The organism is Reyranella sp. (assembly GCF_030651995.1).
In the GTDB taxonomy this organism is placed as follows: domain Bacteria; phylum Pseudomonadota; class Alphaproteobacteria; order Reyranellales; family Reyranellaceae; genus Reyranella.
Map to the genome: position 1 here is coordinate 39,733 of NZ_JAUSBN010000072.1, position 21,109 is coordinate 60,841.

At 67.9% G+C, this 21,109-nt stretch carries 25 protein-coding genes and 1 tRNA gene; 15 read left to right on the plus strand and 11 right to left on the minus strand.

All coding sequences use genetic code 11. The features are described 5' to 3' along the window. Positions 1-91: 91 nt before the first annotated feature. The 3 genes from Q7V45_RS22615 to Q7V45_RS22625 all read right to left on the minus strand — a co-directional run bounded on the left by Q7V45_RS22615 (position 92) and on the right by Q7V45_RS22625 (position 2,994). Complete coding sequence (locus Q7V45_RS22615; RefSeq protein ID WP_304856361.1) at positions 92-889, minus strand: response regulator; 798 nt, start codon at positions 887-889, stop codon at positions 92-94. Between the two features lie 99 nt (positions 890-988). After that, a complete protein-coding gene (locus tag Q7V45_RS22620; RefSeq protein ID WP_304856362.1) occupies positions 989-1,750 on the minus strand; it encodes an SDR family NAD(P)-dependent oxidoreductase in 762 nt (253 codons plus the stop codon). 26 nt (positions 1,751-1,776) lie between these two features. Further along, the gene (locus tag Q7V45_RS22625) at positions 1,777-2,994 is read right to left on the minus strand and encodes a GDSL-type esterase/lipase family protein (protein ID WP_304856365.1); all 1,218 of its coding nucleotides are present in this window, start codon (positions 2,992-2,994) and stop codon (positions 1,777-1,779) included. 65 nt (positions 2,995-3,059) lie between these two features. Here Q7V45_RS22625 and Q7V45_RS22630 point away from each other — a divergent pair, with 65 nt between their 5' ends. Then, positions 3,060-3,926 carry a class I SAM-dependent methyltransferase gene (locus tag Q7V45_RS22630; RefSeq protein ID WP_304856367.1) on the plus strand — a complete coding sequence of 289 codons (867 nt, stop codon included), beginning with the start codon at positions 3,060-3,062 and terminating at the stop codon, positions 3,924-3,926. 7 nt (positions 3,927-3,933) lie between these two features. Here the strand turns inward: Q7V45_RS22630 and Q7V45_RS22635 are convergent, their stop codons facing one another. Then, on the minus strand, positions 3,934-5,058 hold the full coding sequence (locus Q7V45_RS22635) for a redoxin domain-containing protein (RefSeq protein WP_304856369.1): 1,125 nt from the start codon (positions 5,056-5,058) through the stop codon (positions 3,934-3,936). A 511-nt stretch (positions 5,059-5,569) separates the two neighbouring features. On the opposite strand from Q7V45_RS22635, the gene Q7V45_RS22640 reads away from it, so the two are divergent. Next, positions 5,570-5,707, plus strand: a complete 138-nt coding sequence (locus tag Q7V45_RS22640) for a hypothetical protein (RefSeq protein WP_304856370.1) — start codon at positions 5,570-5,572, stop codon at positions 5,705-5,707. On the opposite strand, the gene Q7V45_RS22645 is transcribed toward Q7V45_RS22640, so the two are convergent. Genes Q7V45_RS22645 through Q7V45_RS22655 form a run of 3 tightly spaced genes read right to left on the minus strand, consistent with a single transcriptional unit; the run spans position 5,704 to position 7,168 of the window. After that, on the minus strand, positions 5,704-6,309 hold the full coding sequence (locus Q7V45_RS22645; protein WP_304856371.1) for a hypothetical protein: 606 nt from the start codon (positions 6,307-6,309) through the stop codon (positions 5,704-5,706). The genes Q7V45_RS22640 and Q7V45_RS22645 overlap by 4 nt on opposite strands. Further along, a complete protein-coding gene (locus Q7V45_RS22650; RefSeq protein ID WP_304856372.1) occupies positions 6,306-6,809 on the minus strand; it encodes a hypothetical protein in 504 nt (167 codons plus the stop codon). Before Q7V45_RS22650 ends, Q7V45_RS22645 begins: the two co-directional genes overlap by 4 nt. Further along, positions 6,806-7,168 (minus strand): hypothetical protein, encoded by a 363-nt coding sequence (locus Q7V45_RS22655; protein WP_304856374.1) that lies wholly within the window; start codon positions 7,166-7,168, stop codon positions 6,806-6,808. Before Q7V45_RS22655 ends, Q7V45_RS22650 begins: the two co-directional genes overlap by 4 nt. Here Q7V45_RS22655 and Q7V45_RS22660 point away from each other — a divergent pair. From Q7V45_RS22660 to Q7V45_RS22690, 7 genes are all read left to right on the plus strand, one after another. Further along, a complete protein-coding gene (locus Q7V45_RS22660; RefSeq protein WP_304856377.1) occupies positions 7,131-7,760 on the plus strand; it encodes a hypothetical protein in 630 nt (209 codons plus the stop codon). The two genes, Q7V45_RS22655 and Q7V45_RS22660, sit on opposite strands and share 38 nt — an antisense overlap. Beyond that, entirely contained in the window at positions 7,757-7,957 is a 201-nt protein-coding gene (locus Q7V45_RS22665) for a hypothetical protein (protein ID WP_304856379.1), read from the plus strand. Before Q7V45_RS22660 ends, Q7V45_RS22665 begins: the two co-directional genes overlap by 4 nt. Next, a complete protein-coding gene (locus Q7V45_RS22670) occupies positions 7,954-8,112 on the plus strand; it encodes a hypothetical protein (RefSeq protein WP_304856380.1) in 159 nt (52 codons plus the stop codon). The genes Q7V45_RS22665 and Q7V45_RS22670 overlap by 4 nt, the downstream gene beginning before the upstream one ends. Beyond that, positions 8,112-8,555 (plus strand): hypothetical protein, encoded by a 444-nt coding sequence (locus tag Q7V45_RS22675; protein WP_304856381.1) that lies wholly within the window; start codon positions 8,112-8,114, stop codon positions 8,553-8,555. Before Q7V45_RS22670 ends, Q7V45_RS22675 begins: the two co-directional genes overlap by 1 nt. Beyond that, positions 8,552-8,818: a hypothetical protein gene (locus Q7V45_RS22680; protein ID WP_304856383.1), complete on the plus strand. Its 267-nt coding sequence runs from the start codon at positions 8,552-8,554 to the stop codon at positions 8,816-8,818. Before Q7V45_RS22675 ends, Q7V45_RS22680 begins: the two co-directional genes overlap by 4 nt. A gap of 1 nt (position 8,819) precedes the next feature. Further along, positions 8,820-9,140 (plus strand): hypothetical protein, encoded by a 321-nt coding sequence (locus Q7V45_RS22685; protein WP_304856384.1) that lies wholly within the window; start codon positions 8,820-8,822, stop codon positions 9,138-9,140. Positions 9,141-9,252: 112 nt separating this feature from the next. Beyond that, a complete protein-coding gene (locus tag Q7V45_RS22690) occupies positions 9,253-10,620 on the plus strand; it encodes a hypothetical protein (protein ID WP_304856386.1) in 1,368 nt (455 codons plus the stop codon). A 131-nt stretch (positions 10,621-10,751) separates the two neighbouring features. On the opposite strand, the gene Q7V45_RS22695 is transcribed toward Q7V45_RS22690, so the two are convergent. Further along, positions 10,752-10,828, minus strand: a tRNA-Arg gene (locus Q7V45_RS22695). Positions 10,829-11,152: 324 nt separating this feature from the next. On the opposite strand from Q7V45_RS22695, the gene Q7V45_RS22700 reads away from it, so the two are divergent. The 5 genes from Q7V45_RS22700 to lon all read left to right on the plus strand — a co-directional run bounded on the left by Q7V45_RS22700 (position 11,153) and on the right by lon (position 16,173). Then, positions 11,153-11,887, plus strand: coding sequence for a hypothetical protein (locus tag Q7V45_RS22700; protein WP_304856389.1), 735 nt, complete (start codon positions 11,153-11,155; stop codon positions 11,885-11,887). Between the two features lie 66 nt (positions 11,888-11,953). Continuing rightward, complete coding sequence (locus tag Q7V45_RS22705; protein WP_304856390.1) at positions 11,954-12,385, plus strand: DUF4864 domain-containing protein; 432 nt, start codon at positions 11,954-11,956, stop codon at positions 12,383-12,385. Positions 12,386-12,400: 15 nt separating this feature from the next. Then, entirely contained in the window at positions 12,401-13,282 is an 882-nt protein-coding gene (locus tag Q7V45_RS22710) for a DMT family transporter (RefSeq protein ID WP_304856393.1), read from the plus strand. Positions 13,283-13,351: 69 nt separating this feature from the next. Beyond that, positions 13,352-13,774, plus strand: a complete 423-nt coding sequence (locus Q7V45_RS22715) for an Hsp20/alpha crystallin family protein (RefSeq protein WP_304856396.1) — start codon at positions 13,352-13,354, stop codon at positions 13,772-13,774. Next, a complete protein-coding gene (gene lon / locus Q7V45_RS22720) occupies positions 13,771-16,173 on the plus strand; it encodes an endopeptidase La (RefSeq protein WP_304856397.1) in 2,403 nt (800 codons plus the stop codon). Before Q7V45_RS22715 ends, lon begins: the two co-directional genes overlap by 4 nt. 117 nt (positions 16,174-16,290) lie before the next feature. On the opposite strand, the gene Q7V45_RS22725 is transcribed toward lon, so the two are convergent. Beyond that, positions 16,291-17,739 (minus strand): amidohydrolase family protein, encoded by a 1,449-nt coding sequence (locus Q7V45_RS22725; RefSeq protein ID WP_304856399.1) that lies wholly within the window; start codon positions 17,737-17,739, stop codon positions 16,291-16,293. Between the two features lie 100 nt (positions 17,740-17,839). On the opposite strand from Q7V45_RS22725, the gene Q7V45_RS22730 reads away from it, so the two are divergent. After that, positions 17,840-19,396: an ABC transporter substrate-binding protein gene (locus tag Q7V45_RS22730; protein ID WP_304856401.1), complete on the plus strand. Its 1,557-nt coding sequence runs from the start codon at positions 17,840-17,842 to the stop codon at positions 19,394-19,396. A 146-nt stretch (positions 19,397-19,542) separates the two neighbouring features. Here Q7V45_RS22730 and Q7V45_RS22735 read toward each other — a convergent pair whose 3' ends face one another. After that, entirely contained in the window at positions 19,543-20,385 is an 843-nt protein-coding gene (locus Q7V45_RS22735; protein WP_304856402.1) for a GNAT family N-acetyltransferase, read from the minus strand. 10 nt (positions 20,386-20,395) lie between these two features. Beyond that, positions 20,396-21,109 (minus strand): LLM class flavin-dependent oxidoreductase (locus Q7V45_RS22740; RefSeq protein WP_304856404.1); only part of this gene is annotated, 714 nt, incomplete at its 5' end.

Sequence of the window (21,109 nt, forward strand, 5' to 3'; positions counted from 1 at the left end):
CCCTCGACCCGACGCCGGAAGGTTTTTTGCCAATGTGTTGCCTGCAGGCGCTCAGGATGCCCGGAGCGAATATCGGGCCGGGTCGGTCCGACTAGCTTGACAGCGCCTCGCTTACGCTCTGCGCGAGCTGATGTTTGCGATAGGGCTTTGCGAGGACCTGGGTGCCTGCGTCGAGCGTGCCGTCCCGGACCAGCGCGACTTCGAAGTAGCCGGACGTGAACAACACCTTGAGCCCGGGACGAAGACGTCGAGCCTCCACAGCGAGCTGGCTGCCGTTCATCCCGCCCGGCATGACCACGTCGGTCAGCAGCAGGTCGATGTCACCGACGCTGGAAAGGATATCCAGAGCCGCCGCGCCATCCGGAGCCACGATCGCCTTGTAGCCGAGGTTGGTCAGCTGAACGGCAACGGTCTCCAGGATCTCGGCATTGTCGTCGACAACCAGGATTTTCTTGCGTCCGGGCAGAGGAATCACCTTGCCCGGCCCCCCCGCGGCGAGCGTCGGCGCCGTCCGCGCGAGACCAGCGGCCTCCCGGATCAGGATACCGTAGCCCGACATGGGCTTCCCGGCGGGGTGAAGCGCGATCAGCGTGCTTCGAGCATCGAACGCGGTGCCGTTCTGGCGGACGCGACGGCCCACCTCCTCGTGGCGGCCGTGGAGTCTGGCCTGCTCTCGCGATGTCGCGGGCTTGGCCGCCGCGGCATCCTCCGCCGTATAGAGCGAGGAAAGGTTCCGGCCGACGATCTCGTCCGCTGAATAGCCCATGATCCTGCTCGCGCCGGCATTCCAGCTCAGGATCTTCCCGTCCACGTCGAGCAGACACATTGCATGATCGGGCAAACTGTCGACGAAGAGTTCCAGTAGTCCGCCGCGATCGATGTCGTTCATGCCGGTAGCGATCCTCCTGCGGTGATCTGTTCCACCGGGACGCCAACGAACGCCGATCGTAATGGTTGCCGAGTTTAGCGCTTTTCGTCGCCGACGTGCTTACAGCGTGACGCCGCCGTTCACGTGCAGCGTCTGGCCGGTGATGTAGCTTGCGGCCGGCGAGCACAGGAAGGCGATCAGGGCCGCCACTTCCGCGGGCTTGCCGTAGCGGCCCATCGGGATCGACTGGGTCACCTTCTCCATGCCGGCGCGCGGCACGGCGGCGTGAGCGTCGGGATCCTTCTCGATGAAGCCCGGCGCGACGCAGTTCACCGTGGCGCCCGAACCGGCGATGTCGACGGCAAAGGCCTTGGCGAAAGCCTCGACGCCGGCCTTGGCCACGGCCGAGGCCGGAAAGGTCATGAGGCCGCGCGCGAAGGCATGGGCGACGAAGGACGAGACGCCGACCAGGCGCCCCGCCGGCCCGGCCTTGACCAGCCATGGCTTGGCCGCCGTCGCCAGTTCGAAGAAGGCCGCCGTCATGGCGTTCTGGCTGGCGTCCCAGGCCGCGCGGTCGAGCTCGCCGACCTGCGCGCGGTTGGCAAAGCCCGCATTGCTCACGATCACGTCGAGATGGCCGAACGCCTCGACCGTGGCGTCGACCAGGCGCGCCGCCGTGCCGGACTGGGCGAGATCGCCTTCGAGGATCAGCGTTTGGGCGCCGGCGCCGGCGGCGAAGCCTGCCACGCGTTCGAGGCCGGTTCGGTTGCGGCGCGCATGCAGGGCGAGCGCCGTGTCGGGCGCGGCCAGCGCGCGGGCGGTTGCGGCGCCGATGCCCGAGGAGGCACCGGTGATGAGGATCACGCGGGACGGAGAAGCCATGGAGACAGGAGTAGAATCCCCCGCAGCTAGCGGCAAGTCTCGCGCACGACCGGTGCCAGCAGCGCCGCGAAGCGGCGCGCGCCCGCGGCGGAGAAGTGTCCCTCGTCGACGAAGTCGGCCGGGCCGAACGCGTCCTCCGGCAGGGCGACATAGGGATCGCCCAGCGCCCGCGCCGTCCGTTCCAGCGCCGCGTTGGACTGCTGCAGCAGGGGCCAGAGGTCGCGGTCGCGCACGCGCGGCAGCCAGCCGTAGAGGCCGTCGCCCTTCAGGCGGTCGCGATTGACCACCTGCCCGACCCAGATCGTCGGCGTGCCGCGGGCGCGGTTGACGGCGGAGATCGACCGGACATTGCGCTCGAAGATCGCCGCCGCGGCCGGATCGGGTCCGCTCGCGGGCGGCAGCGCATACGGGTCCTTGGCATAGCGCACCGTGTCGACCTCGGCGGCGACGAGCCGGGCCAGCACCGTGAGCAGCGGCGAGATCGTGACGTTGGAGCCGCCGATGCGCCGCACCTTCAGGGAATCCACCTGGCTCGGCATGTGGAAGTCGGCATAGCCGGCGTCGAGGTCGGGGATGTGCGCGTTGCGCAGGTCGTTCCAGCCCACGAAGTAGACGGCGCAACGCGGCGGCCTGCCGAACTTCTCGGGATAGAAGGCCGTCTGCAGCACATGCTCGGCGGTCGTGTAGCCCGGCACGCCATGATTGACGACGAGAAGCCCGTCGCCGCGCAGCGCCTCGTCCAGCCGGTCGGGCCAGGTATCGCCCTCCCCATTGCCGATGTCGTAGGTCGCCGATCCGCCGAAGGTCGCCACCACGCCGCCATCGGCCAGGCGCGCAGGATCGGGATCGCGGCCGCGCGTGCCCTGGGACGAATGGCGGATGGCGAGCCCCGTCGCACTGGTGAAGGCGAGGCCGGGCGCCGGCACGGCCTGCAGCAGCGGATGCCACTGGAAGCGCGCCGGCTCGGCGCTGACCGGCGGCAGCAGCGACGGCGAGCCGGGCGGCGCCAGGGCCCACGATCCCAGGCCCCAGGCGAATTCGAGGCAGGCCAGCACCAGCAGCGTCCCCGAGAGGCGCGGCCAGCGCGCCAGCCCGATCACGAGGACGAGCAGCGCCGCGAGATAGAGGAAATAATCGGCCCGCGGCCCCGCGACCTTCAGCTCGTCGATCCCGAAGAGCCAAATCGTTGCGCCGGCAACGACGAGGAGGCCCAGGAGGCCGGCGACACGAAGGAATTTGGACACGCGCCGCAAGTCTAGGCCGGCGCCCGCCGTTTGGACAGGCTGGAGCTTTGTGCCAATAAGGCGCCATGTCTCCCTTCCAGTGGTTGCTGGACGCCGCACGATCCGGCCGTCGCCGGCACGTGGTCTTCGACTACGGTTACCTTCCCCGGCAGCGGGACTGGAGCAAGTCGCCCGGCGTCCAGGCGTTGGCGCGGAAGGCTCTTGAATCGGCCGATGACTACAAGGCGCTGCTCGCGTACTTCGCAGGCCTCCGCCCGTGGTTCGAGAAGATTCCGGTGCGCGCCGCCGACGGCGACCGGACTCCTCGCTGGATGAACGGCTCCTTTCCCGGCCTCGATGCCGTGTCGCTCTACGGCCTGCTCGCCCGGCACAATCCTTCGATCTATGTCGAGATCGGCTCGGGCAATTCGACCAGGTTCGCCCGTCGCGCGATCGAAGATCATGGCTTGCGCACCCGGATCGTTTCGGTCGATCCGCACCCCCGACGCGACGTCGATGCGATCTGTGACGAGGTGATCCGCCGTCCGTGCGAAGACGTCGCCACAGGCTTCTTCGCCGATCTGCCGGGCGATGCCGTCCTGTTCGTCGACAACTCGCACCGGTCCTTCCAGAATTCCGACGTCACGGTCTTCTTCATGGAGATCCTGCCGGAGCTCGCGCCCGGCATCATCTGGGGCCTGCACGACATCTTCTTCCCCTATGACTATCCCGACGCCTGGCGCGGCCGCTTCTTCAATGAGCAGTACCTTCTGATGAGCTACCTGATGGGCGGTGGGGGCACCGACGAGATCCTCCTGCCGAACAGCCTCGTCTTCGGCAGTCCAGCGTTCCGGCCGTCAGTGACGGCGATCTTCGAGGGTCGGCATTTCGAAGGCGTCGAACAGCATGGCGGCTGCTTCTGGTTGCGGCGCGGGGGCGGCAGGAAGAGTTAGGCCGGGATCAGCCGCCCTTGTACGCGCCGATCGACGGATCGAGGAACTGGTTGTTCGCCTCCCGGATCCTTGCGGCAGCCTCATCGTAGAGGAACGGCAGGAAGGCGTAGCGGCGGCCGCGCGATACGGCCGAGACCGCATGCATCAAGGAGCATGAGAAGACGACGGCGCCGCCCACGGGCGGCTTGAAGCCGTGCGGACCGTATTCGGGGAAGCTCACCTCGCCGCCCTCGAAATCGTCGTTGAGGTTGATCGAGACCGCGAAGCGCCGATGCGCCGTGCCCTTGGTCGTGTTGTCGCGATGCGCCGTGAAGTGCCCGCCTTCCTCCGCCGTGTAGCAGCCGACGAGATAGCGTTCGATGCGCGTGGCGTCGAAGAAGAACAGGCGGGCGATCTCCGGCACGATGCGTCGCTTGATGCGCCCCTGCACCGCCAGGATGACGCTCTCCTCGTCGACGATGAAGTCGCGCCGGCGCTTGCGCCCGGGATCGAGCAGTTCGACGGTCTTTCCCCCGACGTCGCTCATGAAGCCCGTGTCGCGGCCGCCATCCGCCACGTGCAGGTCGATGAGGTGCCGGCAGAAGGCGGGCTCGAAGACGTTGGGCAGGACCAGGACCGGTGCCTGCAGGGGCTGGCCGGCATGCAGATGCAGCGGCGGCAGCGCGTCGAGACAGGCGAGCAGCTCGGCGCAGTCCGCCCCCTCCGGCTTGAACGATATGACGTCGAGCACGCGCAGGGTGGGATCGAGCACGACCCAGAACTGCCGGGCGCTGAAGGGCTCCCCGGCCACCGCCTCGCGCGGCACCGCGCCGTAGCTTCTGGAAACGCTGCCGTCGAAATCCCAGAAGTAGCGAATGCCGGGCAGGCTCTGCTGAACGCGGCCGCTGTCCTTGTCCCGCGAGTCGACGCTGACGCCGAAGAAGCACAGGCGCTCGTCGTCGAACCTGTGCCGGTTCTCGGCCACCGCCCGGAGCGCCGCGGCGGCGCCCGGCGTACCGCCTGACACGAAGAAGCAGAGCACGACGTAGCGGCCCCCCACCGTGTCGAAAATGTACTGTGGGTTGCTCTCGGTCGCGGCCTTGAACCGGGGGGCGGGATCGCCGCGCATCAGGTTGACGAAAGTCTGTTGCATCGATCAGCGCCCCTTTCCGCCGGCGCACGATCGAACGGTATCGCGCTTCACCAATTCGACAAGGGAGAAATCGCGTGCCCGAAGCAGTCGAACCGCCCGGGAGACGCGACCGAGCCGGAATGCCTGAAAATACTCCCGTCAGGAGAGGCAAGATCGAGGAAATCAACCAGATCCTGAGGCACCGATCGGGAGGCACACAACATCGAGTACCAGAACCTTCTGTTTCAGGAGGTGCGACTTTCACTTCGTTTGTTTCGTTTGTTTCGTTTGTTTCGTTTACGCGTCAACGTCCCCACCGACGGATCGAGGAACTGGTTGTTCGTCGCCCGGATCCTTGCTGCTGCCTCGCTATAGAGGAACGGCAGGAGGCGTAGGGGCGGCCGCGCGATACGGCCGAGACCGCATGCATCAGCGCGCAGGATAAGACGACGGCGCCGCCCACGGGCGGCCTGAAGCCGGCGAGGTCCTTTACGGGCCTCGCTGGCAATCCGACCTGGCCCGCGATCTCAAGGTGACGGACCGGACGGTGCGTCGCTGGGCCGCCGGCGCCGACGTTCCCGCCGGGGTGTGGGTCGAGATCCGCGAGCTGCTGAAGGCGCGCGGCGCCGCGATCGCCATCGTGCGCCGGAAGCTGCGCCGCGGCGCTTAGCTCCTCGAGGAGCGCGGCACCAGGCGCGGCGTGAAGCCCCGCGTTTCCCAGACGCCATGCCGCTCGGCCGGCTTGTCGGGATCGAGGACGTACCAGGCAAAGGCGATCTTCGTGTTCTGGCCCTTGTCTTCCATCTCGCGCACCAGCTCGGCCGGCCCGAGGTTGACCCGTCGCCTCGAGGCCCACACGCGCACGAGGTGGCGATCGAACAGCTCGCCGATCTGCGCACCCTCTTGCAGCAGCAGCCGCCCCAGCAGCACGACCAGGCGCGGCCGCAGCGAGACGGCATGGGCGGCGAACTCGTGCCACAACGAAAAGGGCGGATTGGTGACGATCACCGGCGCCAGCCGCCGCCGCGTCTTCAGGAAGTCGATGCCCGGCCGGCCGTAGCCCCAGGCCAGGAGATCCGTCGCCACGACCTGGACGCCGGTTCCGACCAGGACACGCGCCAGCCTTCCGTCACCGCAGGCCGGTTCCCACACGCGCGGCCCCAGCTCCTCGAGCTGGGGCACGGACTCCGATAGCGGTTCCTGTGTCGGATAGAAGTCGGACGGCGCGCGAACATAGGCGCCCTTGCGCCGGCGGCCGTCGAGCGTGCTCAACCGCCTCGCACGCCGGACTGTGTAGCGAAGCGAACCGGCCGTGGTCCGCTGCCAACCACCTTGTCGACGACGTTGATTTTCGTTCCCGGCGCCGGCGCTTGCGGCACCGGGCGCGCCGGCACGATCGCCTGCGCATGAGCTGGCAACCGGATCACCAAGGCACCGTCCGACGCCTCGTGTTCGACCACAATGCGGTCGACCTCTCGTTCCGGAAGCTGAGGCACGCGCCCGAGGTTCACCTGGTACGTGTCCTCGCCCTTCATCTGGCGCACAGTGAGCAAGCCCTGGTCGACTCTGGCCAACCGTAGCTTGCCGGCATGATCGGCAGCGCCAACGAACAGCGCAAGGCGATCGCCCTTCTTCCACCCCAGAGCGCCGACCACCGCGGCCGGCACCGTAACGGCCGCCCCGAACTTCTTGGAGACGCGATAGCGCACAAGACGCTTCATCGTGCCGGCCGCACCGCCGATCACGGGAGTTACTTCCTGCCAGCTCATCATGCTCCTCCGTTAGGCGGCTCAACGGCCGCGATCATCGCCGGCAGCTCGCGCCCGAGCTGGCTGTTGTAGAGGCCGGGATGGAAGCGGATGCAGCCCGGCACGTGCCCGAGCTGCGCCAGGCGCCCCTCGAGCCGATTGTCCAGGTACTCCCAGGCCGGCGTGCCCTTCCAGTCGGCCACGGTCTTCTCGTCGAACAGGAAGTGATAGCGCGCCTTGCCGCGGCGGTTGCGCTCGTCGCGCTCCTCTTTCCGTTGCGCCGCCCGCTGGCGCCGCTGCCGCAGCTCGCGGTTCTTCTCCGTCTCCGGCTCCACCTTGCCGCCGATGAAGTCGCGCGCCCAGCTCGCGCTGCATCGTCTCACGCACCTTCAACTGCGGGTTCTCAGGATCGGTGAGCATAAGTTCGTCGGCGCCAATAACTGGCAATGGCGCACCGGCGGCGGCGGCGGCGGCCCACTGTCGGCCACGCGGGGCGTCCAGCAGACGGCGGCGATCGCGATGCTCGACGCAGCCCGATACGCCTTCGATTCGATGTGCGCGTTTGTCGCCAATCATCCGGAGGACACCGTCGCGCTGCGCGAGCTGCACACGACGGTCGGAGTCTGGCTGCGCAATCTTCGGCGGCGCCGTCGTGCGCCTGGTGGACGCGCCGGCATGAACGGCTACGCCCCTCCGATTGCCGACGAGAAGCTGCCGGTACTGCTCACGTCGCGCGACATCGACAGGCTTTTCCGCCGGTTGCCCGGCTGGTTCGAGCGCGACCGGGTGCGCAAGCGGCTCTATGCCAAGGGCTTCCCGCATCCTGTCCAGGCCGGGCTCTGGTCGCCGATCGCCATCCACGCATGGATGACCGGCGTTGGTAGCAACCCCGACAACGTGCCGCCCAACGTGAAGCCGGCGCGACACGGTCGCCACAAGAAGGGCCGCGCCGTCAGCGGCTATGCCCCGACATGAGCGGCCCGAACCTCAGCCTGCACTTCCCGCGGGGCGACATTCAGATCGCGAGCGACGACCAGCTCGCCGACATCAAGCTCACCGTCAACGTCAAGGTGGGCGGCACCGTCTTCCGCGCCGGCACGTCGCTGCTGGCCCTCGTCAACCAGCACCGCGCCCTCTACGCGCAAGTCTATCCCAAGGGTGAACTCCTATGACCCGCCTCTGGCATCGCCGCATGACGCGGCTGCACAACCGCCTGCCGATCCCCCTGTCGCTGATTGCCATCGCCGCGGCGACGATCGCCGGCGCCCTGGTCGTCATCGACCGCTTCGCCAGCCTGGGCGCCCATGCCGCGAGGGCGCTGCTGTGATGGCCGATCTCGAGGAGCTGCAGGCCGATCGACCGATCAAGCCGCGGCGCATCCTGTCGGCAGAGCGCCGCGCCCTGAGCCGGGAGAACGTGGCCCGCGCGAACCTGCAGATCGCCGGCGCGCTCTACATCGTCCAGCGCGGCCAGTGCTTCCACTGTGGCGGGGCGCTGCCGCTGTTCGCCGGCCGGCGCCGGGACTTCGCCTGCAGTCGCGAGCATGCGCTGCCGCAGGAACGGCGCACAGGGCGGCCGCAGCACGACAACGCCTTCGTGCTGGCCCACGCGCTCTGCAACCACGACCGCGCCTCGCGGCCGTTCTCGATCACCGAATGGGCCCGCGCGGCCGAACTGTGGGAGAGCGCCCGCCGCCTCTGGATCGGCAGCAGCAATCCCTTCCCGGCCTGGATCGACCTGGCCAACGAGAAGCTGAAGGAGTCGACATGAGCAAGCAATCGTTGGGCGATGCCCCGATCGAACCGCGGTACTTTGAAGAAATGAACACGCTGGCGCGCGAGCTGGATCAGCGTTTCAACCATGGCGCCCTGCCGATCAGGCACACCGGCTTCGTGCTGCTGGTGTTCCCCTTCGGCAATCACGACGGCCGGTGCAACTACATTTCCAATGCCGACCGAGAGGACGTGATCGTCCTTCTCAAGGAACAGCTCGCGCGATTCCAGGGCATGCCGGAAGCGAAAGGGAGGGCGTGACATGGGCGAAGCACCAGGCAATCCGTTCGCCAGCCCGGACGGCAGGAAGAACATCTACACCTGCCGCACGTGCAGGGGTCACATCGTGACGCGTGACGTGGAGGAAGGCGTTACGCCGTTCATGATCGGCTGCAAGGCGACGCCCGACTGCAAGGGCATGATGAACTCCAGCATGTATCGCGTCTTCGACGGAACGATGGCGGCCTCTCACGAATGGTACAGGCCGGAGGTGGCGCAGGTGATGGAGCCCGGCGTGCGGCGCCACGTCGAGAAGGGCGGCCTGGTGCTGCGGAAGATCCGGCCGGCGCAGGAGTCGACATGACCCGGCGCGACCTCCTCGAGCTGGGCCGGCTCTGCCTGCGGGCCGTCTGCTATGGCGCCGTTGCCACCGTCGTGATCTTCGCCGGCATCCTCGCGATCGGATGGTGGCGCCAATGACCGCCGTTGCCCGCCGCCTGCACCTGGTGCAGCCTCGCGCCGTGACAAAGGTCGACGCTCCCTATCTGACATCGCGACCCGGCGCGCTGCGGCCGGACGGGTCGCGTGCCGTGCGCTGGTTCTTTCAACCGCCGTCTCGAGACGTGGCCAAGGGCTGGACGGCGCTGCGCCTGCACGACCAGCACGAGCGACCGATCGTCGATGCGCTCGAGGCGGCCGCCGCCTGCCGCCCGCTCGCCGAGATCTACACGAAGTGGCGCGACGGCGTGGAAGGCTTCGGCCCGCACATGATCGACAAGCTCGGCCGCGTCGTGGCGATCGAGAAGAAGACGAAGAAGATCCGGCGCGAGGAGAAGCGCAACCGCAACTTCAGGCCGGGCACGATCGGCGCCATGGTCCACGACTTCCAGAAGCACGACATCTGGAAGGAGCTGGGCGACAAGACCCAGCTCGAGTACCAGACCTATCTCGGCATGTTCGTCGACAAGTTCGGCGACACCGCCTGGAACAAGCTGGCGCCCGGCACGGTGCGCGCCTGGCTGCTGCAGCACGGCACGGACAACGGACCAGCCGGCGCGCATTCGCTCTACAGGACGGCGCGCGCGTTCCTGGGGCAGGTGCGGCTCTGCTACGACAGCGTCGACCATCCGGGCTTCGTGCCCGAGAACGCCAACCCGCTGGCCAAGCTCAAGATGCCGATGCCGAAGGCCACGCTGCTGGCCTGGCCGCGCGAGGCCGTCGACGCCTTCGTGGCCCTGGCCGACGAAGCGGGCGAGCCCTCGATCGGCGACGCCCTGGTGATGATGTCCTGGCTGGGCGTGCGCCGGCAGGACTGGCTGGAATGGCCGGCCGACTTCTTCGAGCGCGAGCTGCTGGCCTTCAGCCAGGAAAAGACCGGCGTGCCCAACGTGCTGCCCTGGTCGATCGTGCCCGCCCTGGTCGAGCGCGTCGCGGCCGCGAAGGCGCGGCGTCCGGCGGACGCTGTCACCTCGGCCCGCTTCTTCCACGATCGCCTCGGCCGTCCCTGGAAGGATGCCGAAGCCTTCCGCGACGCCTTCAACGTGCTGCGCGCCAGGCTCGCCGAGAAGCACCCGAGCTTCGCCACGCGCTACTATGTCGGCCTGGTGCCGGGCAATCCGCTGGCCGTGCCCACCGCCAGGCTCACGATGCGGACGATGCGGCACACCTGCGTCACCCTCAACGCCGACACCGGCATGCCGTCCAACCTGATCGGCGGCATCACCGGCCACAGCCAGAAAGAGATCGACGAGATCCTGGCCTGCTATCGCGCGCGCACCGCCGAGCAGGCGGCCGCCGCCCTCAACTGGCGCATCGACTACGAAGCGAAGGAAGCGACGGGATGAGCGTCGGAGTCTAACGACTATGGCGTCGTTAGACTTTCGTTAGACTCCGTGCCCCATCCGTTCTCGCCTGTTGGCGAAAAGAAAAGCGGGCCGAATTGCTGGCCCGCTTGATCTTTATGGCTGAGAGAGAATGGCGCGCCCGGAAGGAGTCGAACCTCCAGCCTTCTGATTCGTAGTCAGATGCTCTATCCAGTTGAGCTACGGGCGCACGGCCGAGCCCCGAGGGGTCCGGCGAAGGGGCGCACCCTAGTGAAACTGCCCCGCCGATGCAAGCCGAGTCGACGGGGCATCGCGGGCTGCGACCGGGCGCCGCTCCACCCTTCGAACTGGCCGTGAATCCGCCGCGGCACCGAAGGCCGGACGGCGCCAAGTCGTTCAACGGACTGGCAAAAAGCCCCGTCGGTTTTGCTTGCTTTCAAACGGCATGACTGCCATCTGGATTTGGGGCATGTGCCCCGAGTCGGCCCTGTTTCGTTCGGGTGCCGCGTCGGAGCACCAGAACGATGATATCGGGGCGGGTTCGAGGCCAAAGATGGCGCTAAGAGTTCCACGATCCGCGCTTCTCCTGGCAGCGATCGTCCTGAGCGGTTGCGCCCAGAGCAGCGTCTTCGCGCCCCCCGCCAGCACCGCTCCGTCGAATGCCAACCCCGCCATCACCCAGACCGGCACCCAGACGGTCCGCAAGACCATCGAGCAGCTGCGTAGCGACCAGGCGGCGCTCAACAGCGGCATCGCCGCCCAGCAGGCCCAGTTCAACGCGACGCGCGGCCAGCTCGCCGGCGACACGCGGGCCTATTCCGGTCTGGTGAGCGGCATCACCTCCCGCCTGCAGGCCGGCACCACACCGGGCAACCCCGACCTGGTGAACCAGTGGAACGCCGCGCAGGGCCGGCTGGACGCCGTGACCCTGGCCGTCGGCACCCTGAATTCGCTGGCCAGCCAGGTCACCACCCAGGCCTCCGTGGCCGGCTACCTGCTCGAGAACGTGCGACTCACCTTGATGGTGGGTGGCGCGACCGACGCCGATCATCGCAACCTGCGCGCCATCGAGAGCGAGACGCGGCGCTCGATGCAGGCGATCGACCGGCTGATCGCCGATCTCAACGCCGAGATCGCCCGCGAGAACACCTTCCTCGGCCGCGAGCGCACCAACCTGGCGGCCCTCTCCTACAACGTGAACATCGGCCGCCTCGGCGCCGCCCCGGGCGCCGGCCAGCGCCCCGCCGTCACGCCCCAGCCGACCCGGCGAGCCGTTCCGCTCCAGTAACGATCCGCCGGCCGACACGCCGATCGGCCGTCAACGCGGTCGCGTATCGGGGACTGGGGGCGTAACATGCCGCGCATGGTCCTTCGCCTCTTCGCCCTCCTCGGCACGATGCTCGCTTTGGCGCTGCCGGCGCAGGCGCAGGTGTCGGCGGCGGACCAGACCGCCATCCGCGAGGTGATCGAGGGCCAGGTCGAGGCCTTCCGCCGCGACGATGGCGCCGCCGCCTTCGGGTATGCCTCGCCCAGCATCCAGGGAATGTTCGGCACGGCCGAGACCTTCATGGACATGGTGCGGCAGGGCTACCGGCCGGTGTACCGGCCGCAGGTCTTCGAGTTCCGCGAGATCGTCACCCTGCAGGGAATGGTGACGCAGAAGGTGCATGTGATCGGCCCCGATGGCCGGCCGGTCACCGCCTTCTATCCGATGACGCAGCAGCCCGACGGCAGCTGGCGCATCGAAGGCTGCTATCTGCAGGCGCCCGAAGACCACCAGGCCTGATCGCCCGCATCCTCCATGTCTCGCGTTTCGCCCAAGGTGCTGGCGCTGCTCGGCACCCTGACCCTGATGTGGGGTACGAACTGGCCGCTGTTCCGGATCGCGCTCGCCGAGCTGCCGGTCTGGACCTTTCGCACCCTCGTCCTGCTGGCGGGCGCGACCGTCCTGACGGCGATCCTGCTGGTGCGGCGCGAGACGTTCGCCGTCCCCCGGGACAAGTGGCCGGCGCTCCTGCTCGCCTCGACCATGAACATCGGCATCTGGAACATCGCGACGTCGCTGGCCGTGCTCTACATCCCCTCCGGTCATGCCTCGGTGCTGGCCTATACGATGCCGCTCTGGGTCGCGGTGCTGGGCTTCACCCTGTTCGGCCAGAGGCTGACGGGCCGGCTGCTCGCGGCCATCGTGATCGGCGCCGCCGCCGTCGCCGCCCTGATGATCCCCAACTTCCAGAGCTACGCCACGGCGCCGCTCGGCCTGTTCTGGGGCCTGCTGGCGGGCTTCTGCTGGGCCGTCGGCACGCTGGTCATGAAGCGCACGAGCTGGCCCGGCATGGGCCTGTCGCTCACCTTCTGGCAGATCGTGCTGATGCTGCCGCCGATCGCCCTGGGCGCGCTGGTTTTCGACGGGCTGCCGACGCACTGGCCTTCCACCAAGGCGCTGGTCGCCACGATCTACACCGGCGCCATCCCGATGGCGATCGGCACCATGATCTGGTTCACCCTGGTGAAGCTGCTGCCGGCGCAGGTCGCCGCGCTCTCCTCCATCGCCATCCCGATCGTGGCGATCGTGAGCGGCATCGCGATCCTGCAGGAGCCGCTGTCGGCCCTGCAGGCCGTCGCGATCGCCTCGACGGCCATCTCGCTCTGGCTCGCCCTGGTGCCCGGGCGACAGCGGTAACAGACAACGAGAGTTGCCTCCGGCCCCCCCAATTCCCACATGGGGGTTGGGTATTGGAGGCCCGGGTTCATGACGAGAGGCGATCCACGAGACTGGATGTGGTCGGAAGCGCTGCAGATGCTGGCGCAGGCCGAGCGGCTGCATCAGCAGGTTTTCCGGCCGCAGACCGCGGGCCGCCTGCGTCCCAGCTGGGAGCCGCCGGTCGACGTGCTCGAGACCGAGCGCGAAGTCCTGATCCTGGCGGCACTGCCCGGCGTCGACGTGCAGAAGGTCGAAGCCGTGATCGAGAACGGCACGCTCGTCCTGTCCGGCGAGCGCACGGTTCCGGCCGAGTTCAGAACCGCGAAGATCCATCGCATGGAGCTGCCGCAGGGCCGCTTCGAGCGCCGTATCGGCCTGCCGCCCGGCGTCTATGGCGAGGTGCGGCGTTTCGAGGTGAACGGATGCCTGGCCGTGACCCTGGCCAAGGCCGGTACGCGGAGGCAGCCATGAGCCCGCAGGATGACGTGATCCAGCCCGTGACCGCGAAGCCCGAGACCGCGCCGGAGGCAAAGCCCCTGCCGTCCGATGCGCTGATCGTCGTGCCGGTGCGCGACCTGGTGCTGTTTCCCGAGATGGTGTTCCCGGTGAGCGTCGGGCGCCCGTCGTCGGTCGCCGCCATCCAGCAGGCCGTGCGCGAGCAGCGCCAGATCCTGCTGGTGCTGCAGCGCGACCCCGCGAAGGAAGAGCTGGTGCCCGCCGATCTCCACGCGGTCGGCACGGTGGTGAACATCCTGCGCTACGTCACGACGCCCGACGGCAACCACCACATCGTCTGCCAGGGCGTTCAGCGCTTCAGCATCACCGACGTGGTCGAAGGACACCCGTTCCTGCTGGCGCGCGGCCTGCACCTCACCGAGCCGACGACGACCGGACCGGAGATCGAAGCGCGCTTTCTCATTCTGAAGCAGCAGATCCGCGACACGCTGGAGCTGCTGCCGCAGGTCCCGCAGGAACTGCGCCAGACCGTCGAGAACACGACGTCGGCCGGCGCGCTGGCCGATCTCGCCGCCTCCTATCTCGATTCCAAGCCCAGCGAGAAGCAGGAGATCCTGGAGGCGCTCGACCTCGTGCCGCGCCTCGACAAGGTGACGCAGCTCCTGTCCAAGCGCCTCGAAGTGCTGCGCATCAGCAGCGAGATCGGCAAGCAGACCAAGACCTCGCTCGATGCCCGCCAGCGCGAGATCGTGCTGCGCGAGCAGATGGCGGCCATCCAGCGCGAGCTGGGCGAGGACGATTCGAGCAAGCAGGCGATCGCCGATCTCGACAAGGCGATCACCGACGCGAAGATGCCGCCGGAGGCCGAGACCGCCGCGCGCAAGGAACTGCGCCGCCTGCAGCGCACGCCCGAGGCGTCGGCCGAGCACGGGTTGATCCGCACCTATCTCGATACCTTGGTCGAGCTGCCCTGGGCGCTGCCCGAGACGCAGCCGATCGACATCGCCGAGGCGCGGCGCGTGCTCGATGCCGATCATTTCGGTCTCGAGAAGATCAAGAAGCGCATCGTCGAGTATCTGGCCGTGCGCAAGCTGGCGCCCGAAGGCAAGGCGCCGATCCTGTGCTTCGCCGGACCTCCCGGCGTCGGCAAGACCTCGCTCGGCCAGTCGATCGCCAGGGCCATGGGCCGCAAGTTCGCGCGCGTGAGCCTGGGCGGCGTCCATGACGAGGCCGAGATCCGCGGCCATCGCCGCACTTACATTGGCGCGCTGCCCGGCACGATCATCCAGGCGATCCGCAAGGCTGGCTCGCGCGACTGCGTGATGATGCTCGACGAGATCGACAAGATGGGCAGCGGCGTGCACGGCGATCCGTCGGCGGCGATGCTCGAAGTGCTCGACCCCGAGCAGAACGGCACGTTCCGCGACAACTATCTCGACGTGCCGTTCGACCTCAGCCGCGTCGTCTTCATCGCGACGGCCAACATGCTGGACACGATCCCCGGCCCGTTGCGCGATCGCATGGAGATCATCTCGCTCAGCGGCTACACGGCGGGCGAAAAGCTGCAGATCGCCAAGCGCTATCTCGTGCGCCGCCAGCTCGAAGCCAACGGCCTCACGGCCGAGCAGGCAAGCATCGACGACGAGGCGCTGCAGCTGATCATCGGTGGCTACACGCGCGAGGCCGGCGTCCGCTGGCTGGAGCGCGAGATCGGCCGCGCGTTGCGCCACGTCGCGGTGCAGGTGGCCGAGGGCTCGGCGACCAAGGTGCAGATCGGCACGGCCGACATCGAGGAGCTGCTGGGACCGGTCCGCTTCGAGAACGAGGTGGCGATGCGCACCAGCGTGCCCGGCGTGGCCACGGGCCTCGCCTGGACGCCGGTGGGCGGCGACATCCTGTTCATCGAGGCGACGCGCTCGCCCGGCAACGGCAAGCTGATCCTCACCGGCCAGCTCGGCGAGGTGATGCGCGAGAGCGCGCAGGCGGCGCTCAGCGTGCTCAAGAACAAGGCCAAGTCGATCGGCCTCGATGCCGTCCTGTTCGAGAAGAACGACATCCATGTCCACGTGCCGGCCGGCGCCACGCCCAAGGACGGGCCGAGCGCCGGTGTCGCGATGTTCATGGCGCTGGCCTCGCTGATGACCGGCCGCACCATCCGCAGCGACACGGCGATGACGGGCGAGATCAGCCTGCGCGGGCTGGTCCTGCCGGTCGGCGGCATCAAGGAGAAGGTCGTGGCCGCGGCGGCGGCAGGCATCACCCGCGTGATGCTGCCGGCCCGCAACAAGCGCGACTACGACGACATCCCCGAGGAAGTCCGCAACACGCTCGAGTTCATCTGGCTCGAGAAGGTCGACGACGCCGTCGCCCAGGCGCTGACGCCGGACGCGCCGGACGAAAGCGATGACGGGTAGACCTCTCTCATGTTCCTCGCCCCCGCTAGGGGGAGAGGTTAGGTGAGGGGGTTACACGGTGCGCAGCCCCCTCACCCAGCCTCTCCCCCTAGCGGGGGAGAGGAGCTCGATAGAGAATCAAGCGATCGGCAGCGACAGCGGCGAGATCTCGTCGCCGGGGCGGTTGGCGTAGTCGAGCTTGACGGAGTCGCGCAGCATGCGGGCCTGCGCCTCGGCGAGCCGTTCCATGGCGGCCTTCGGATCGAGATGCACGGGATCGCCGTCCTTCAGCACGATCTCGCCATCGACCAGCACCGTGCGCACCGCCCGGTCGGCGGCGTGGAACACGAAGGAACGCAGAGGATCGCGCGCCGGCTGCATCAGCGGGTGATTGAGATCGACCAGCACGATGTCGGCCGCCATGCCGGGCGCCAGGGCGCCGATGTCGTCACGGCCCAGCGCGGCCGCGCCGCCGAAGGTCGCGGCCTCGAAAGCGCCGGCCGTGTCGAAGCTCCTGACATCCTCGCTCATCAGGCGGCCGGCGACGATGGCCAGCCGCATCTCCTCGATCAGATTGTGTGGCGCGCAGTCGGTGCCGAGGCCGACATTGACGCCGCGGGCGCGATAGCGGCCGACATGGTCCATGGCAAGCCCGTAGCGCGCGAAGGGCTGCGGACAGTGCGCCACCGACGCGCCCGCCTCGGCGATCAGGTCGAGGTCCTTGCGGGTGTGCCAGTTAATTTGCGGATGGTCGTCGAGCAGGATGCAGTGCGCCATGATCGTGTCGCTCTTCATCAGCCCCTGTTCGGCGGCCCACTGGATGGGCGTCTTGTTGTGGCGGCGGATCATCTCCCGCACTTCCACCACCGACTGGCCGACATGGGTCGAGAAGCGGCGGCCCGTCTCGTCGGCGTGTTTGCGCCCGGCGGCGAACAGCTCCGGCGTCACCGTGTCGATCTGCGCCGGGAAAACCACGGCGTCGAGCCGTCCCGAATTGTGCGCCTCCGCCTCGTCCATGACCCGCCGGGCCTTCTCGAACTGGGCGACACCGGCAGCCTCGTCCCATTTCCAGGTCACGGTCTGCGGCGAAGCCATGCCCCAGCGGGCCGATGCGAAAGTCGGCGCCGCATAGAAGCGCATGCCGCTCCGCGCCATCGTCTCCAGCCAGCCCTCGAACGGCACGGTGACGTCGCACGCGGTCGTCGTGCCGGCGCGCAGCATCTCGGAATAGGCCATCGTCGCCGCGCCCTGGCGGCCGTCGTCGCCGAGGCGGAAGGCCTGCAGCCGCTCCATCAGGCCGGTCATCTGCTGCTCGGGCACGCCATGATCCTCGCGCACGCCGCGATAGCCGGGCTCGGTGGAGGGGTGGGAATGGATGTTGATCAGGCCTGGCAACGCCAGCAGGCCCTTACCATCGAGCACCGTTTCGCCAGGCCCGGTCGGGCGCGCGCCGGCCGGCGTGATTTCGACGATGCGGCCGTCCTTCAAGTGAAGGTCGACCTCGCGGCGATAGGCGTGGCGCCTTTCGGCACCGTCCCGGACCACCGCCCAGGAGACGTTTCGGATCGAATCGGGCCGCATCGACATAATTTTCTGCTCCTTGCAAAGGCATGCCTGTTGCATAGGCACCGCAATGGGACGATAGAATCGGGAAAACGAGAGAACAAGGAGGCAGATGATGCGAAAAATGAAATGGGCGGCCCTCGCCGCGGCAACCACGGCGCTGTTCGGGGTCACGGCCGAGGCGCAGACGCTGAAGGTCGTCAAGCATTCGGACGTCAAGATCGTCGATCCGATCTGGACCACCGCCTACATCGTCCGCAACTACGGCTACATGGTGTACGACACGCTGCTGGCAGTCGACGACAAGCTCGACGTCAAGCCGCAGATGCTGGAGAGCTGGAAGGTGAGCGACGACAAGCTCACCTACACCTTCACCCTGCGCGACGGGCTGAAGTTCCACGACGGGGCGTCGGTGACGTCCGAGGACTGCATCGCCTCGATCAAGCGCTGGGCGTCACGCGACGCGATGGGCCAGAAGCTGATGGGCTTCACCAAGGCCCTGGCTGTCGTCGACGACAAGACCTTCACGCTCACCCTCAACGAGCCCTACGGGCTGGTCATCGAATCGCTCGGCAAGCCCAGCTCGAACGTGCCGTTCATCATGCCCAAGCGAATCGCCGAGACACCGGGCAACACGCAGATCAAGGAGTTCATCGGCTCCGGACCGTTCGTGTTCCGCGCCGACCTGTGGCGGCCGGGCGAGAAGACGGTCTACGACAAGTTCAAGGACTACAAGCCGCGCGCCGAGCCGCCCTCGGCTCTCTCGGGTGGCAAGAACGTCTATGTCGACCGGGTCGAGTGGATCAACATCACCGATGCGCAGACCGCGGCCAACGCGCTGATGACCGGTGAGATCGACATTCTCGAGCAGCCCCTGATCGAGATGCTGCCGCTGCTCGAGAAGGACAAGAACATCGAGATCAAGGACCTCAACCCGCTGGGCAGCCAGTACAGCCTGCGCTTCAACGTGCTTCACAAGCCGTTCGACAACGCGAAGATCCGTCAGGCCGTGCTCTATGCGCTGAACCAGAAGGACTTCCTGCTCGCCGCCATCAACGACCCGAGATACTACAAGGAGTGCAAGGCGCTCTTCATCTGCGGCACACCCTATGCGACCGACGCGGGCTTCGAGGACAAGCTTGAATCGAACTTCGCCAAGTCCAAGGAGATCCTGAAGCAGGAAGGCTATGACGGCACGCCCGTCGTGCTGCTGTTCGCCACCGACACCAACACCGGGCGCCTGACGCCGATCGTCAAATCGCTCCTGGAGCGCGGCGGCTTCGTCGTCGACATGCAGGCCATGGATTGGCAGACCGTGCTGTCGCGCCGGGCCCGCAAGGAGCCGCTGAATGCCGGCGGCTGGAGCGCGTTCATGACCTCCTGGGTGTCGGCCGACCTGCTCAATCCCATCGTCTCGGCCTTCGTCGGCGCTGCCTGCGAAAAGGCCGCGATCGGCTGGCCGTGCGACGCCAAGATCGAGGAACTGCGCGACGCCTTCGCAAAGACGACCGATCCCGCCAAGCGCAAGGAACTGGCGACCGCGGTTCAGGTCAGGGAATCGGAGTATCCGACCTTCGCCCAGCTCGGCCAGTTCAACATCCCGATGGCGATCCGCAAGAACGTCACCGGCAACCTGCCTTCGCCGGCGCCGGTCTTCTGGAACATCAGGAAGGCGCAGTAGGCCCATAACCTCACCCTGAGGAGCGGTCCGCAGGACCGCGTCTCGAAGGGTGGGCACGAGCACCGCGTTTGTTGCCCATCCTTCGAGACGCACGCCTGCGGCGTGCTCCTCAGGATGAGTTGTGAATAGCTCGAAGCGCTGAGATTCTACCCCAGCTCCAGGCTGGTCACGCCGAACAGGCCGGCATAGTCGACGTCGGGGTCCGCGCCGGTGTACATGCGCGCGGTCTCGAAGGAGGGTTTGAGACCGATCTGCTCGGCAAGCTTCACGGCCGGCTTGTTGCGATCGGGCACGTCGATCGCAACGGCCGTCGCACCCAGCTTCGTTGCGAGAGCGCCGACCAGCGCAGACGCGATCTCCGGCGTGGCACCGTAGAGCGGCCCGACGCGCGACGCGGCGGCGCAGGCGCGCATCACGGCAAAACCTGCGATCTCACCGTCCCGCAGCGCGACCAGGGACGCCCGCTCCGGCAGCGAGATCCAGGAGGCGAGGAAGGAGTCGCGGGCCTCGGGAAAGAACCGGCGATCGTAGGCGGCAAGCCGATCGAAGCCGATGCTGCGTGCATCGACGAGAGACACGCCGGCCGGCGGCTTCCCGGCCGGCGGCGCGCCTTCATGCCGGATGTTGTTCCAGGCGAGCCTGAAGCCGGACTTCTTGTAGTTGCCCTGCTGCGCCACCACGCCGTCGAGGCCGACATTGCGTCCCTGAAGCCGCGCCATGCCCGCGCGCCAGAGCTGGATGCCGTAGCCCTTCCCGCGCACCGGCGGCCGGGCGATGTAGAAGCCCAGGAAGCCGAAGCCCGCCCCGTACTTCACGACCGAGATGCAGGCCTGCGGCTCGCCGTCGAGGCGGCCGATCAGAAAGGCAGCGGGGTCCGTGGCGAAGAAGGCATGGGCATCCGTCCTGCCGGGGTTCCAGCCTTCGTCATTGGCCCAGGCGGCCATGCGCTGGACGTCGTCGGCGCTGCCGACCGTGATCTCGAAGCTCATGGGGCGGAGCCTACTCCGCCGCCTTGGCCGTTGCCGCGAAAAAACGATTCTCGGGCCGCGGCAAACCGAGATTCTCGCGCAGCGTCGTGCCCTCATACTCGGTTCGGAAGAGGCCGCGGCGCTGCAGTTCTGGCACGACCTTGTCGACGAAATCGTCGAGCCCGCCCGGCAGGTAGGGAAACATGACGTTGAAGCCGTCGCAGGCGTCCGTGGCCAGCCACTCCTCCATCTGGTCGGCGATCATCGACGGCGTGCCCAGCATGCCGAGGCCGCCATAGCCGCCCAGGCGGCCCGCGATCTGGCGCACGGTCAGGTTCTCGCGCCGGCCGAGTTCGATGACGCGATCACGGCCGCTCTTGCTCGCCTCGGTCTCGGGAATGTCGTCGGGCAAGGGCTTGTCGGGATCGAACTGGCGCGCATCGACGCCCAGCGCCATCGAGACGGCGGCGATCGAGCTGTCGTAGTTCACGAGACTGTCGAGGCGGGCCCGCTTCTCCTTCGCCTCGTCGAGCGAGTCGCCCACCACCACGAAGGCGCCGGGCAGGATCTTGATGTGATCGGGATTGCGGCCGACCTTGGCCGCCCGGCCCTTCACGTCGGCATAGAAGGCGCGGGCGTCGGCGATCGGGCCGCCGGCGGCGAACACCATCTCGGCGGTCTCGGCGGCGAGCTGGCGGCCGGCATCCGAGGCGCCGGCCTGCACGATGACGGGCCAGCCCTGCAC

Coding starts and splice junctions, on each gene's coding strand:
- Q7V45_RS22725 (WP_304856399.1), bottom strand. CDS start 17,739: ATGTCGATGCGGCCCGATTCGATCCGAAACGTCTCCTGGGCGGTGGTC.
- Q7V45_RS22630 (WP_304856367.1), top strand. CDS start 3,060: ATGTCTCCCTTCCAGTGGTTGCTGGACGCCGCACGATCCGGCCGTCGC.
- Q7V45_RS22690 (WP_304856386.1), top strand. CDS start 9,253: ATGACCGCCGTTGCCCGCCGCCTGCACCTGGTGCAGCCTCGCGCCGTG.
- Q7V45_RS22730 (WP_304856401.1), top strand. CDS start 17,840: ATGAAATGGGCGGCCCTCGCCGCGGCAACCACGGCGCTGTTCGGGGTC.
- Q7V45_RS22650 (WP_304856372.1), bottom strand. CDS start 6,809: ATGATGAGCTGGCAGGAAGTAACTCCCGTGATCGGCGGTGCGGCCGGC.
- Q7V45_RS22660 (WP_304856377.1), top strand. CDS start 7,131: ATGAAGTCGCGCGCCCAGCTCGCGCTGCATCGTCTCACGCACCTTCAA.
- Q7V45_RS22680 (WP_304856383.1), top strand. CDS start 8,552: ATGAGCAAGCAATCGTTGGGCGATGCCCCGATCGAACCGCGGTACTTT.
- Q7V45_RS22675 (WP_304856381.1), top strand. CDS start 8,112: ATGGCCGATCTCGAGGAGCTGCAGGCCGATCGACCGATCAAGCCGCGG.
- lon (WP_304856397.1), top strand. CDS start 13,771: ATGAGCCCGCAGGATGACGTGATCCAGCCCGTGACCGCGAAGCCCGAG.
- Q7V45_RS22705 (WP_304856390.1), top strand. CDS start 11,954: ATGCCGCGCATGGTCCTTCGCCTCTTCGCCCTCCTCGGCACGATGCTC.
- Q7V45_RS22685 (WP_304856384.1), top strand. CDS start 8,820: ATGGGCGAAGCACCAGGCAATCCGTTCGCCAGCCCGGACGGCAGGAAG.
- Q7V45_RS22670 (WP_304856380.1), top strand. CDS start 7,954: ATGACCCGCCTCTGGCATCGCCGCATGACGCGGCTGCACAACCGCCTG.
- Q7V45_RS22735 (WP_304856402.1), bottom strand. CDS start 20,385: ATGAGCTTCGAGATCACGGTCGGCAGCGCCGACGACGTCCAGCGCATG.
- Q7V45_RS22700 (WP_304856389.1), top strand. CDS start 11,153: ATGGCGCTAAGAGTTCCACGATCCGCGCTTCTCCTGGCAGCGATCGTC.
- Q7V45_RS22635 (WP_304856369.1), bottom strand. CDS start 5,058: ATGCAACAGACTTTCGTCAACCTGATGCGCGGCGATCCCGCCCCCCGG.
- Q7V45_RS22665 (WP_304856379.1), top strand. CDS start 7,757: ATGAGCGGCCCGAACCTCAGCCTGCACTTCCCGCGGGGCGACATTCAG.
- Q7V45_RS22715 (WP_304856396.1), top strand. CDS start 13,352: ATGACGAGAGGCGATCCACGAGACTGGATGTGGTCGGAAGCGCTGCAG.
- Q7V45_RS22710 (WP_304856393.1), top strand. CDS start 12,401: ATGTCTCGCGTTTCGCCCAAGGTGCTGGCGCTGCTCGGCACCCTGACC.
- Q7V45_RS22620 (WP_304856362.1), bottom strand. CDS start 1,750: ATGGCTTCTCCGTCCCGCGTGATCCTCATCACCGGTGCCTCCTCGGGC.
- Q7V45_RS22615 (WP_304856361.1), bottom strand. CDS start 889: ATGAACGACATCGATCGCGGCGGACTACTGGAACTCTTCGTCGACAGT.